This window comes from Polaribacter sp. ALD11, from assembly GCF_002831685.1.
GTDB lineage: Bacteria > Bacteroidota > Bacteroidia > Flavobacteriales > Flavobacteriaceae > Polaribacter.
The window spans coordinates 1,833,233-1,846,658 of sequence record NZ_CP025119.1 but is presented as its reverse complement, the minus strand read 5'-3'; the positions used below and the strand labels follow the sequence as shown (position 1 = coordinate 1,846,658).

General features: G+C 31.2%; 13 protein-coding genes. 6 read left to right on the top strand and 7 right to left on the bottom strand.

Annotation, left to right across the window (positions count from 1 at the left end):
- The first annotated feature begins 22 nt into the window (after nucleotides 1-22).
- Nucleotides 23-2,206, top strand: coding sequence for a glutamine synthetase III (locus tag CW731_RS08230; RefSeq protein ID WP_100946268.1), 2,184 nt, complete (start codon nucleotides 23-25; stop codon nucleotides 2,204-2,206).
- A 303-nt stretch (nucleotides 2,207-2,509) separates the two neighbouring features.
- On the top strand, nucleotides 2,510-3,688 hold the full coding sequence (locus tag CW731_RS08225; protein WP_100946267.1) for an AIR synthase related protein: 1,179 nt from the start codon (nucleotides 2,510-2,512) through the stop codon (nucleotides 3,686-3,688).
- A 161-nt stretch (nucleotides 3,689-3,849) separates the two neighbouring features.
- Here CW731_RS08225 and CW731_RS08220 read toward each other — a convergent pair whose 3' ends face one another.
- The 3 genes from CW731_RS08220 to CW731_RS08215 all read right to left on the bottom strand — a co-directional run bounded on the left by CW731_RS08220 (nucleotide 3,850) and on the right by CW731_RS08215 (nucleotide 5,777).
- Nucleotides 3,850-4,527: a YiiX/YebB-like N1pC/P60 family cysteine hydrolase gene (locus CW731_RS08220; RefSeq protein ID WP_232734651.1), complete on the bottom strand. Its 678-nt coding sequence runs from the start codon at nucleotides 4,525-4,527 to the stop codon at nucleotides 3,850-3,852.
- A 505-nt stretch (nucleotides 4,528-5,032) separates the two neighbouring features.
- Nucleotides 5,033-5,164 (bottom strand): hypothetical protein, encoded by a 132-nt coding sequence (locus CW731_RS15880; RefSeq protein ID WP_302849625.1) that lies wholly within the window; start codon nucleotides 5,162-5,164, stop codon nucleotides 5,033-5,035.
- A 256-nt stretch (nucleotides 5,165-5,420) separates the two neighbouring features.
- Nucleotides 5,421-5,777: a DUF6567 family protein gene (locus CW731_RS08215; protein WP_100946265.1), complete on the bottom strand. Its 357-nt coding sequence runs from the start codon at nucleotides 5,775-5,777 to the stop codon at nucleotides 5,421-5,423.
- 587 nt (nucleotides 5,778-6,364) lie between these two features.
- On the opposite strand from CW731_RS08215, the gene CW731_RS08210 reads away from it, so the two are divergent.
- Nucleotides 6,365-8,914 (top strand): adenosylcobalamin-dependent ribonucleoside-diphosphate reductase, encoded by a 2,550-nt coding sequence (locus CW731_RS08210; RefSeq protein WP_100946264.1) that lies wholly within the window; start codon nucleotides 6,365-6,367, stop codon nucleotides 8,912-8,914.
- Nucleotides 8,915-9,055: 141 nt separating this feature from the next.
- On the opposite strand, the gene CW731_RS08205 is transcribed toward CW731_RS08210, so the two are convergent.
- From CW731_RS08205 to CW731_RS08195, 3 genes are all read right to left on the bottom strand, one after another.
- Complete coding sequence (locus CW731_RS08205) at nucleotides 9,056-9,442, bottom strand: carboxypeptidase-like regulatory domain-containing protein (RefSeq protein ID WP_100946263.1); 387 nt, start codon at nucleotides 9,440-9,442, stop codon at nucleotides 9,056-9,058.
- 230 nt (nucleotides 9,443-9,672) lie between these two features.
- The gene (locus CW731_RS08200) at nucleotides 9,673-9,996 is read right to left on the bottom strand and encodes a phosphoribosylpyrophosphate synthetase (protein WP_100946262.1); all 324 of its coding nucleotides are present in this window, start codon (nucleotides 9,994-9,996) and stop codon (nucleotides 9,673-9,675) included.
- A 125-nt stretch (nucleotides 9,997-10,121) separates the two neighbouring features.
- Nucleotides 10,122-10,550 carry an Lrp/AsnC family transcriptional regulator gene (locus CW731_RS08195; protein ID WP_100946261.1) on the bottom strand — a complete coding sequence of 143 codons (429 nt, stop codon included), beginning with the start codon at nucleotides 10,548-10,550 and terminating at the stop codon, nucleotides 10,122-10,124.
- A gap of 131 nt (nucleotides 10,551-10,681) precedes the next feature.
- On the opposite strand from CW731_RS08195, the gene CW731_RS08190 reads away from it, so the two are divergent.
- A complete protein-coding gene (locus CW731_RS08190) occupies nucleotides 10,682-11,404 on the top strand; it encodes a sulfite exporter TauE/SafE family protein (protein WP_100946260.1) in 723 nt (240 codons plus the stop codon).
- Between the two features lie 14 nt (nucleotides 11,405-11,418).
- Here the strand turns inward: CW731_RS08190 and CW731_RS08185 are convergent, their stop codons facing one another.
- Nucleotides 11,419-11,853, bottom strand: coding sequence for a hypothetical protein (locus tag CW731_RS08185; RefSeq protein ID WP_100946259.1), 435 nt, complete (start codon nucleotides 11,851-11,853; stop codon nucleotides 11,419-11,421).
- A 94-nt stretch (nucleotides 11,854-11,947) separates the two neighbouring features.
- On the opposite strand from CW731_RS08185, the gene prfA reads away from it, so the two are divergent.
- Both prfA and CW731_RS15580 read left to right on the top strand, forming a co-directional pair.
- Nucleotides 11,948-13,024 carry a peptide chain release factor 1 gene (gene prfA / locus CW731_RS08180; RefSeq protein ID WP_100946258.1) on the top strand — a complete coding sequence of 359 codons (1,077 nt, stop codon included), beginning with the start codon at nucleotides 11,948-11,950 and terminating at the stop codon, nucleotides 13,022-13,024.
- A gap of 137 nt (nucleotides 13,025-13,161) precedes the next feature.
- Nucleotides 13,162-13,320: a hypothetical protein gene (locus CW731_RS15580; RefSeq protein WP_157812210.1), complete on the top strand. Its 159-nt coding sequence runs from the start codon at nucleotides 13,162-13,164 to the stop codon at nucleotides 13,318-13,320.
- The last annotated feature ends 106 nt before the right edge of the window (nucleotides 13,321-13,426 follow it).

The following is a 13,426-nucleotide window of genomic DNA, read 5'->3' as shown; positions in this document are numbered from 1 at the left end:
TACAGTAGCTAAAATTAATATTATGTCAATAGTTAGATTTAATGCATTACAAGAAACACTAAATAGAAGAACAATAAAGGTAGAAGAGAATGAAAAGAGGTCTGTTCTGTTTGGTAAAAATGTTTTTAACAAACATGCAATGCAGCAATATTTAACAAGGTCTGCTTACGAAAGTGTCATGAATGCGATCGAAAAAGGAACCAAAATAGATCGAAAGATAGCAGATCAGGTTGCCGTAAGTATGAAAGATTGGGCAATTGCGAAAGGGGCAACACATTATACACATTGGTTTCAACCATTAACAGGTGCAACAGCAGAAAAGCACGATGCTTTTTTCGAATCTATTAATGGTAGTTTGGCTATGGAAAAATTTGATGGAGAGCAATTGGTTCAGCAAGAGCCAGATGCCTCTAGTTTTCCGAATGGCGGAATTAGAAACACGTTTGAAGCAAGAGGTTTCACCGCCTGGGATCCAACATCACCAGCATTTGTATATGAAACTACTTTGTGTATTCCAACAATCTTTGTTGCCTATACAGGTGAGGCTTTAGATAATAAAACGCCATTATTAAGAGCTTTACAAGCAATTGATACACATGCAACTGCAGTTTGTAAATATTTTGATAAGAACGCATCTAGAGTAAATGCAACTTTAGGTTGGGAACAAGAATATTTTCTAATTGATGACGCTTTGGCATTATCTAGACCAGATATTTTATTAACGGGTAGAACGTTATTAGGGCATTCTTCAGCAAAAGGACAACAATTAGACGATCATTATTTTGGAAGCATTCCTGCAAGAGCCATGAGTTTTATGCAAGACTTAGAGCAAGAATGCATGTTGTTAGGTATTCCATTAAAAACAAGACATAATGAAGTTGCTCCGAATCAGTTTGAATTAGCACCAATTTTTGAAGAAGCGAATTTAGCGGTAGATCATAATTCTTTATTGATGGATGTTATGGAGAAAATTTCTCGTCGCCATCACTTTAAAGTATTATTTCACGAAAAACCTTTTTCAGGAATAAATGGTTCCGGTAAACATAACAACTGGTCTTTATCAACGTTTGATGGAACCAATTTGTTAAGCCCTGGAAAAACACCTATGAAAAATTTACAATTCTTAACCTTTTTTATAAATACTATAAAAGCAGTTTACGAAAACGAAGAATTGTTAAGAGCATCTATTGCATCTGCAAGTAATGACCATCGTTTAGGTGCAAATGAAGCACCGCCTGCAATTATTTCTGTGTTTATTGGTAGTCAGTTATCTAAAGTTTTAGACGAATTAGAAAATGTAACCAAAGGAAAATTATCTCCAGAAGAAAAAACAGATTTAAAGCTGAACATTATTGGTAAAATTCCAGCCATTTTATTAGACAATACAGATAGAAATAGAACCTCTCCATTTGCATTTACAGGGAACAAATTTGAGTTTAGAGCGGTAGGTTCTTCTGCTAATTGTGCATTACCAATGACGGTTTTAAACACTATTGTTGCCAAACAATTAAAGGAATTTAAAATAGAAGTAGATGCTTTAATAGAAAGTAAAAGCTTAAAGAAAGACGAAGCTGTTTTTAATGTTTTAAGAGAGTACATTAAATCGTGTAAAGATATTCGTTTTGAAGGCGATGGTTATGGAGAAGCGTGGGAAAAAGAAGCTAAAAAACGCGGATTAAGTAATAATAAAACAACGCCAGAGGCATTAAAAATTCAGATTTCTAAACAAGTTATCGATTTGTATGAAGAAATGGACGTGATGAATAGAGTAGAAGTAGAAGCACGTTATGAAATAGCTTTAGAAGAATACACCAAACATTTGCAAATTGAAAGTAGAGTTTTAGGCGATATTGCTAGAAATCACGTAATTCCAACAACTATTATTTATCAAAATACATTGTTAGAAAACACGAAGAATTTAAAAGAAATTTTCGGAGAAGAATATCAAAACATTGCAAAAGAGCAGATAGAATTGATTATGACAATCTCTAATCATATTACAGAAATAAACGCACTAACCATTAAAATGACAGAAGAGCGTAAGAAAGCAAATAAGTTTGTAGGCTTAAAATCTGCTGAAGCCTATTGTAAAAAAGTAAAACCATTTTTCGAACAAATTAGATATCATTGCGACAAGTTAGAAACCATGGTAGATGACAATCTTTGGCCATTAACTAAATATAGAGAACTGTTGTTTACTCGATAATTTTTGGGCGTTTTAACAGGCTTTCACTACTCGCTTTTTTGGTTTTCATTGCAATCAAACCAAAAAGAGCTCAAACAAGTCGTTCAATCCCTAACGCGTAAAGCAAGTCTAAAAAGGAAATTAATAAAAGCCATAAATAGAATTTTCAGAACCTTCAGGTTTCAAAACCCTGAAGGTTTTTTGTAAATAATTCTATGTTTTCTAACGTCTCTAAGTGGTTCGTAGTATTATCTGAAATTCATTTTATTTTCTATCGTTTTTTTTTAATCAAAAGACTAAATTTGCAGTTCACAACACAACAACATGAGTCAAGAAGTTTCTAAAAGATACGCGCAAAGAGGCGTTTCAGCATCAAAAGAAGATGTACACAATGCAATTAAGAATATAGACAAAGGTTTATTTCCGAAGGCATTCTGTAAAATTGTACCAGATTATTTAACAAATGATGCAGATTATTGTTTAATAATGCATGCAGATGGTGCAGGAACAAAGTCTTCTTTAGCATACATGTATTGGAAAGAAACAGGCGACATTTCTGTTTGGAAAGGCATTGCACAAGATGCGTTAATCATGAATATTGATGATCTTTTGTGTGTTGGTGCAACCGATAATATTATGTTATCTTCTACTATTGGTAGAAACAAAAGCAAAATTCCTGGTGAAGTTTTATCAGCAATTATAAATGGTACAGAAGAATTAATTGAAGACTTAAAAGGTTTTGGTGTAACCATTCATTCCACGGGAGGAGAAACTGCCGATGTTGGCGATTTAGTTAGAACCATAATTGTAGATTCTACTGTTACTGCAAGAATGAAACGTACAGATGTTATAGACAATGCAAATATAAAAGCTGGTGATGTAATTGTTGGTTTAGAGTCTTTCGGACAAGCAAGTTATGAAACTGAATATAATGGAGGAATGGGGTCTAACGGATTAACTTCTGCAAGACACGATGTTTTTCATAAATATTTAGCAGAAAAATATCCAGAAAGTTTTGATGCTGCTGTACCTGAAGATTTAGTGTATTCTGGTAATATAAAACTGACGGACAAAGTAGAGAACTCTCCTATAGATGCTGGTAAATTAGTGCTGTCTCCAACTAGAACGTATGCACCAATAATTAAGAAAATAGTATCTGAATTTAATTCAGAAACTGTGCACGGAATGATTCATTGTTCTGGTGGCGCGCAAACAAAAATTTTACATTTTATAGATAATTTACATATTGTAAAAGACAATATGTTCGAAGTTCCACCATTGTTTAAATTGATACAAGAACAATCGAATACAGATTGGAAAGAAATGTATCAGGTATTTAACTGTGGGCATAGAATGGAAATTTATGTTTCTCCAGAAATTGCAGAGGATATCATTGCTATTTCTAAATCTTTTAACGTGGATGCGAAAATTGTAGGCCGCGTAGAAGCTTCAGATACGAAGAAACTTACTATTAAAAGTGGGTTTGGTGTTTTTGAGTATTAAAATAGAATAGACTTCATTAAATAGAACGATTATAAGACTAAAAACTCCAAATGCTTTTAAAAGTATTTGGAGTTTTTTTATGTCTAATTTTGGTTTTTTTAAACTTCTTGACTATGGTTAGTACAGGATTAAATTAGCGAATTTTGTCAGTAGTTTGCCTTTTATTCATTTTCATAATCATGCACAAATTTAATATGAGGACTGCTGGCCATTAAGTTAGGATTTGTTCCTTCAATTCCCTCAGGAATTGGCTGGTTGCGTGTTTCGTAATAAGTTACCCAACTAGGCATTGGGTTTCCTGTGCTGTCGTTAAATGTCATTGGGTGCGTAAGAAAAGGAATAGAATCTGTAGGTAAATCTTGAGAAGAAAACATTTTATAAACTAATTCGGAGCAATAATAAGAAGCGTCATCCCATAAAAAAATATCATCATAAGGCGTATTTATTCTTTCGATTCCATACGCTATTGCTTTAGAAATATAAGGTTGGTAATAGCTATCTAATCTTGCAACCGTGGTTTGAGATTTGTTGAATTTATTCTTATTTCTGTTCAGAAACTCTATTAAAGGTGTTTGGCAAATTCCTTTTTTCGGAATCGCCTCTACTACAAACCATTTTCCATCTTTTTGCATTGCCATTCCAACATGCGAATAGTTTTTAGAAAATGAAGTTGCGGTTACATCTTTAATCGCATTATCTATTTCGCCTGTTCCAGTATTTTGAAACAGTAAATCTCCTTGTTTTATTTCAAAATCAGTATTCTTTTGATTACTATCACAACTGAATAGAACAAAGGAGAGTATAAGGAGGCTACAAGTTTTCTTTAGGGTTTTATTCATGATCTTTTTGTTGTTAATTTTAGGACGGGGCAGTCATTCATAAGAATAAGAAATCTATTTTTCAGGCTCACTTAGGTGTTTTTACCAACGTTATTGTGTATTGATAGTTGCGATTTTTATGATCGGCTATTTTCCGTAGGAAAAGTGAAGTGAGAAAAAATGCAACTGCTTTTCGTTAAGCACTAATTTAGCAATTTTTAATACACGATGTTGGCTTTTAGTGCTTTTCTGGTTGTTCCATTTTCCTTTTTTGTTGAATTATTAATTCAGAAATTATGTTTAATATTCTAATTTATTTGTAAAAGGAAATAATATTCCTGTTATGAAAGATGAACCAACTTCTGCAATGACAAGAATTAATGTTGTAATTATAAAGAATTTTTTCTTTGTTTGATTATTTTTAAATTCGGCGATATTTTTTAAATTCAGATTTTGAGTGAGCAATTCCGAAACTTGTTAAATTCAACTTTTAGTTCAATTCATTTATTTGAATTCAGAATTGTTCTTATTTTATTGCATTCGTTTTTTTATTGTAACGTTTTGCAATTAGAAAAGTTATAAATATAATTGCTATTCCTAACAATGCTCCAAGTATTAACATTGTTCTGTTTGATAATGTAATTTCTAAAAAGTTCATATTTTATTGTTTTTATGTTTCTGTTTTTCAAGCTTTATTTTTCTGGTTTAAAACTACGATTTTTTTTGTGCATTAAATACAATGTGTATGATTATTGGCGTATTTAAGCACCTAATTAAGCAAATAAAAACTGAATAGAAAATCCGCGAGGATTTTCGTAAGTAGGCAAGAACCAGCCATTAATTATACACGGTGTTAGCTTTTAGTGCTTGCTTATTTTATAAACAGGGTGATTTTAAAACCACCCTGCTATTTTTTACTTAAATTCAATTATTTCTGCTGTCATAGTTGCTGAAATTCTTTTTTTAGTTTCTATCAAATCAACAGATACATTAACAAGGGCTCTACTTCCAATTAATTCTATCCCAGCCGATTTTGCATTTTCAAGCATTTTTGCTTTAGCTTGAGAGATGATACCTTCTTTATTTGTTATGTTTCCAGTCAATATTTTTTCAGTAGCCGTCCCAGTAAAACTACCTAATACGTTAAAATTTGAACTTGATAAAACTGTTTGAGTTTGGTTTTGTTGTTGATAACCACCGCTATACAAGCTTGATGTTTTACAAGATGTGAATGCCGTAGCAACTAACATAACTAAAATAATTTTCTTCATTTATAAATATTGTAAAATTTTGCCTACTTCATTTTTATGTCTTTTTTCGGCTTGTTCAGACGTAATTTAAATTATTATATTTCTTATAATAAGTTGAAAATTTGTACAGAGATTGACTCTTTTTTATTTTTAAATAACTAATTCCGTAAACTTGCTCTTGCATTAAAGCACAACACCATATATCAGAATAAAAACTTTTCTTATCCTAATTCATATATCCTATAAAAATACAAAACAAAAAGCAATTATTATTACGGCTTCCCGCAGTTTAAAAGATGGTTTTGTGCAGTCTCATAGATAAGGTATTATTTACCTATGTTTTCTTAATTTAATGAGCTATTTAATTCGACTATAAACCTCATGAAATCAATTTTAAAATGCTGATAATAAGTAGTCTTATTTAATGGTTTATAATTCAAAAAAAAATAAATTATTTGTTAACTTCTCCGTGTTCATAAGTTTTAAGTAGTTGTAATTCAGTAGTTAAGTTGTTTTTGGGGAAAACTTAATGACAATTATCATTCTTTAGTTTGTATCTTTGTAGGATATTTATTTCTTCATAAATCATCTTAAATTACCTACATATAATGAAATTGCAAACAGGAAATATTCCCCGTAAAACATATTCTAGAGACGAGGCTTTAAAAGCTGCACTTAACTACTTTAAAGGTGATGAATTAGCCGCTAGTGTGTGGTTAAATAAATATGCTTTAAAAGATTCTAACGATACTATTTACGAAAGCACACCTGATGAAATGCATCAAAGAATTGCTTCCGAAATTGCAAGAGTAGAGCAGGTATATGAGAATCCTTTAACGGAGTCAGAAGTTTTTGAGGCTATTAAAGATTTCAAATATATTGTTCCCCAAGGAAGTCCGATGGCGGGAATTGGAAACCCTTTTCAAATTGCGTCTTTGTCTAATTGTTTTGTAATTGGTAATGATGGCGAATCGGATTCTTACGGAGGCATCATGAAAATTGACCAAGAACAAGTACAATTAATGAAACGTAGAGGAGGTGTTGGTCATGATTTATCCCACATTCGTCCAAAAGGTTCTCCTGTTAAAAATTCAGCATTAACATCTACAGGAATTGTTCCTTTTATGGAACGTTATTCAAATTCAACCAGAGAAGTTGCACAAGACGGAAGAAGAGGAGCGTTGATGTTGTCTGTTGCTATTAATCACCCAGATGCAGAAGATTTTATTGATGCAAAATTAGAACAAGGAAAAGTGACGGGAGCAAATGTTTCTGTGAGAATAGATGATGATTTTATGAAAGCTGTAAAAGCTGATGGAAAGTATACACAGAAATATCCTATTAATAGTGAAAACCCAGTATATACCAAAGAAATAGCAGCAACTAAAATTTGGGATAAAATTGTACACAACGCATGGAAATCTGCAGAACCAGGAATTTTATTCTGGGACACTATTATCAATGAATCAGTACCAGATTGTTACGCAGATTTAGGCTATAAAACAGTTTCTACAAATCCTTGTGGCGAGATTCCTTTATGTCCGTATGATTCTTGTCGCTTATTAGCCATAAACTTATTTTCTTATGTAGAAAATCCGTTTACAGACAAAGCAATATTCAATTTCGATTTGTTCAAAAAACACATTGTTATTGCACAAAGAATGATGGATGACATTATCGATTTAGAACTAGAAAAAATTGATGGAATTTTAGCAAAAATAGAAGCAGATCCAGAAGGAGAGGATGTAAAAGCTACAGAGAAAAATCTTTGGTTAAACATTAAACAAAAGGCTTTTGAAGGAAGAAGAACAGGAATAGGAATTACTGCGGAAGGAGATATGTTGGCTGCTTTAGGTATTCGTTACGGAAGCGAAGAAGGAAATACTTTTTCTACGGAAGTACATAAAGTTTTAGGAATAGAAACCTATAGAGCTTCGGTGAATTTGGCAAAAGAAAGAGGTGCATTTGCTATTTTTGATGCAGATAGAGAAAAAGACAATCCGTTTATTTTAAGAATTAAAGAAGCAGACAGCAAATTGTATGCTGAAATGTTAAAATATGGACGTAGAAATATAGCTTTGCTAACGATTGCGCCTACAGGAACAACTAGTTTAATGACACAAACGTCATCGGGAATTGAGCCCGTTTTTATGCCGGTGTACAAGCGTAGGAAAAAGGTGAACCCTAATGATAAAAATACCCGAGTAGATTTTGTAGATGAGGTAGGAGATTCTTGGGAGGAATATGTTGTTTTTCACCATCGTTTTAAACAATGGATGGATGTAAATAACATCGACTCTTCAAAGAATTTTACACAAGAAGAAATCAACGAATTAGTAAAAAAATCGCCATACTATAAAGCGACTTCTAATGATATTGATTGGGACAGTAAAGTAAGAATGCAGGGCGCAATTCAGAAATGGGTAGATCATTCTATTAGTGTTACCGTTAATTTACCGAATGATGCTACAGAAGAATTGGTAGGGAAATTGTATTTAAAAGCCTGGGAAGTTGGTTGTAAAGGCGTTACTGTTTATAGAGATGGTTCGCGTTCTGGCGTCTTAATTTCTGCGGAAGACAAGAAAGAAGAGAAAACAAAAGAGAATAGTTTTTCACAAAAACGTCCGCAATCGATAGCAGCAGATGTGGTTCGTTTTCAGAATCAGAAAGAAAAATGGATTGCTTTTGTAGGTTTGGTTGATGACAGGCCCTATGAAATTTTCACGGGATTGTTAGATGATGAAGATGGAATTTTAATTCCGCGTTGGGTAGAAAAAGGATTGATTATTAAAAATAGAAATGAAGACGGGTCTTCGCGTTACGATTTTCAATATAAAAATAAAAGAGGTTATAAAACAACGATAGAAGGATTGTCTCACAAGTTTAATCCTGAATTCTGGAATTATGCCAAACTAATTTCAGGAACCATACGTCATGGAATGCCAATTGATAAAATTGTAGAGTTGATACAAAGTTTACAATTTGATTCAGAATCTATAAGTACGTGGAAAAACGGAGTGCAACGTGCATTAAAACGTTATGTGGAAGATGGTACGGAAGTAAAAGGACATAGTTGTGAAAACTGCGATTCTACAAATTTAATTTATCAAGAAGGCTGTTTAACGTGTAAAGATTGTGGTTCTTCTAAATGTGGATAAACTTTTAATAGAGAAGTTAAAAATGCCAAAAGTTTTAAAAGTTTTTGGCATTTTTTTTGAAATTTTAATTATTGTGTTTTTGTATGGGAAGTTTGGTGTTTATTTAAGAAATAATTTTTTAGATACACTGCCATAGCAAGTTTATTTTCCCGTAGGACACTCAATCACTATGTTATTTTCTTTAAGTCGAATGTTTATTTCAAGCATATTATTCATCTTGAATAATTCTTTGTTAACCTTTCTTTTTTCAGTCTTGTATCCTAAAAAAGAAAACTTAAGGATTAATTCATTTTTTTTATTGAAAAGTTCAGTTACATTTATTTCATAGCTTCCTTTTTTACTTACTTTTATTTTCTGCTTTGAACTCTGAATTTCAACCTTTGCATATTTAAATGAATCACTAACATTATCTTTAATTTTTCCGTAAATTATTAAAGAATCTTTTTTTTGTTTTAAATCAACAAAATTTGGTTCAGACTTAATTTTATTATTTAAAGTATAAAATAGAAATAAAGAAGATAAAATCAATAAGTATATTTTTCATTTTGTATTCAGTTTTAATATGCTACATTTTTTACAATATGGCGATTTTTAACTAATTATGTCAGATGAAAACGAAGTTAATTACTTTTAGGTTTAGAAACAATCTTAACTAATTTACGCTATCAAAAGAAAATGAATACTAGAATCATCATTAGAACAATCAATATTTAATAAGTCATTTTTTACATAATGTCCCATTTTATACTGAAACTAACTTATTGTTTCGGATGCATATTTAACCTTTTTACGATTGCTGAAGATGCACTGTCTTCGTAAATTCCGTATGCGTTTACAACAATTCCCTTCAAATTATTTTTAATGGAAGAAATTGCGTAAACAATCATTTCATCTCCAGGATCGCTGTCTCCTTCAAACCTGTAAAAATGATCTATTTCAAAATCCTCTGGCGACAATTCAGTTGCTGTGAAACTACAAACAAGACATTCCTTGTCTGGTAAAATAGAAAAATCAATAGTATAACCAAGTTTTTTAAGATCAGACATTGCTTCAGTAACGGTATCGTAGCTTTTTGTTTTCATAATGGTAGGTTTTAAATTACAGAGTACTTTGTTGATATAGTGTATTTTAATTCATCTTATCAGACAATAACGAAGTTAACGTTTTCAAACTTAGAACGTTCAATTTTCAATTAATTTTAAATCCATCAAAGACTTTTGTCTTTTTTTATTTCTGATAAAATAAGATGTGTCATTGTGTCTCCGTAATTAATCAACGTATCTATAAATTGTTGCAAGTGAAGTTGATCTTTTAAAACGGCACGGATATGTATATTTTGAGAACCGGTAATTCTGTAAGCCTCTTTTATTTCTGAAAACTGATTCACATCTGCAATAAATAATTTTATTTTTCCGCTAAATAATTTGAGAATAATAATCACCTCTAATCCGAAACCTAGTTTAGAGTAATCTACATGTAATGAATATGCTTTAATAACTTGGGCATCTTCTAATTTTTGAACACGCTCTCTTACAGAAGAGGGTGAAAGGTGTATTTTTCTACCAATATCGGCAAAAGAAGTTCTAGAATTTAGTTTTAATTCATTGATTATTTTGTTGTCAATACTATCTATCATCGATTCAATTGTTTTATATGTAAAAATACATTTTATTATCAAAATGAATGTATTTTATTAGTTGAATCAATTTTACATATTGTGTATATATAGATAATTTTGAGCCTTTAATAATACAAATATTTTAAAGAATGAGTATTTCAATTTTACTGGTTGTTGGTTTAGGTATTTTTCTTGGTTTCTTTTTTCAAACATTAACAGGTTTTGCAGGAGCTTTAATTGCATTGCCTATTTTATTGCTGGTTCTTGGTTTGCAGGATGCCATTGCTTACATTTCTATATTTTATCTTTTTTCGAGTATTTATTTAATTTCTCAAGAGTGGAGAAATATCGATAGAAAAATTATTCTAAAGCTTAGTATTGCCACTATTTTAGGAGTTGGTCTAGGTGTCTGGGTTTTAACACAAGGAAAACCTTTTTTTCTAAAAAAGGCTTTAGGTATTTTTATCTTACTGTATGTGGTGTATACCATTTACGCAAAAGATAAAGTCTTTAAAAAACCAAAACTAGAATTTTTATTGGGACTTGCAGGTGGTTTTTTTTCCGGATTATTTTCAACAGGCGGTCCTTTATATGTTATTGTTGTTAAGAATTCATCTGTAACAATGAAAACTTTTAGAGCTACCATGTTTGGTGTTTTAGGTTTAATTACAGCCATTAGAATACCTACACTTTACACAACAGGTATTTTAAAAATGGAACAAGTGCATTATTCATTGTATTTAATGCCTTTTTTTATACTAGCAATCTACCTAGGGAAAAAGGCGTACGCTAAAATAAACGAAGTAGTGTTAAAGAACGGAGTTTTAGGGTTGTTGTTTTTATCGGGTATTATGTTGTTATTTAATTCTTAGTAGATAATATTTACTTAATTTAATCTCTCAAAAACAAAATCAATTTTAAAATCTGAATTAGAAACAATTGCTTTTAATTTTTCATCCTCTAAAAAGTATGTTATTTTTTTGGGGAATTCATTTTTAGCGTTTTCACAAACAAAAGAAGTGTCTGTTTGTTGGGTAAATTTAAATAAGGTAGGCGTTTCGTTTGCACCTTCAACCTTCAAGTTTAATGTGTCGTTTATAGAAATAATACTTAGTCTTTCTTTAAAGATGGTATCCTTTTCTTTTAATGTAATTCCTAAACCAGTAAAACTATTGTTCCAAGTTTCATACGTTTTATTACCTGGTTTGTCATTTGTTCTAATCCATTTTCCTAGTATAAAAGAAGGTTTTTGAGGTTTTGTATCTATTGGATTACAAGATATTATCAATAAAAAGCAAAAAATACTTATAAAAGGTTTCATAGGTTTCAGTTTGTTTTCTTCAAATATACTCAAAACGAAACATTTAACTTTCCGATAAATATTGTAAATTCGCAATCCAAGAAAAGAGTAGAAGATGTTAGATAAATTAAGAATTGTTAAACAACGTTATGATGAGGTCTCAGATTTAATTATTCAGCCAGAGATTATCATGGATCAAAAGCGTTATGCGCAATTGATGAAAGAATATAAAGATTTAGGTAGTGTTGTTGAAAAAGGTGATGAATATCAAGCCTTAATGGACAACATCGAAGAAGCGAAAGAAATTATTTCTGATGGTTCTGATGCGGAAATGACAGAAATGGCGAAGATGGAGATAGATGAAGCCAATACTAGAATTCCTCAATTAGAAGATGAAATAAAGTTTTTATTAATACCGAAAGATCCAGAAGATTCTAAGAATGCTGTAGTAGAATTACGTGCAGGAGCAGGAGGAGATGAAGCAAGTATTTTTGCTGGAGATTTGTTTAGAATGTATTCTAAATATTGTGAAAGCAAAGGATGGAAAGTTTCTACAGTAGATTATTCTGAAGGTACAAATGGTGGTTTTAAAGAAATTCAGTTTGAAGTAAATGGTGCAGACGTTTACGGAATCTTAAAGTTTGAAGCTGGTGTGCATCGTGTACAAAGAGTTCCGCAAACAGAAACTCAAGGTCGTGTGCATACTTCTGCAGCAACTTGTATGGTTTTTCCGGAAGCGGAAGAATTTGATGTAGAGATTAATCCCAAAGAAGTAAGAATCGATTTTTTCTGTTCTTCTGGTCCTGGAGGTCAATCTGTAAATACAACCTATTCAGCTGTTCGTTTAACGCATTTACCTACTGGTTTGGTTGCGCAGTGTCAAGATCAAAAATCTCAGCATAAGAATAAGGAAAAAGCATTTAAAGTTTTACGTTCTCGTTTATATGACATGGAACTAGCAAAGAAAAATGCAGAAGATGCTTTAAAGCGTGGCTCTATGGTTTCTTCTGGTGATAGAAGTGCAAAGATTAGAACCTATAATTATGCACAAGGACGTGTTACAGATCATAGAATAGGGTTGTCATTATATGACTTACCTAATATTATGAATGGGGATATTCAGAAAATTATAGATGAATTAATGTTGGCAGAAAATACAGAAAAATTAAAAAGTTTGAACGACGGTATATAGCAGTTGTCATTTTTAAGTATATAAAAAGCTTCAGAATTTTTCTGAGGCTTTTTTTATTTGAGTTCTTTTTTAAATGAAATGAATTAATACAAGTTGTGTTGTGAAAGTATCTTTGAATCAATAAAAAACACACAATTATGATAGCAACAAAATTATTAGGAATAACATCTGCTTTAATAAAAAGTAAAAAAGCCAAAATAGCTTTGCTTCTTTTAGAAATTGCTGTTATCGCAATTGCATATAAAAATACAAGTAAAGAAAAAGAATTTGAAACACTGCAAGAGAAAGGAAAATAGAAATGAAAATAGAAATGAAAAAGAAAAAATTTTAAAATTGAATTGATTACAGTTTTAAAAATAAGAAAAGCGATTAAAGTTTTAGGGAACTTTTAATCGCTTTTTT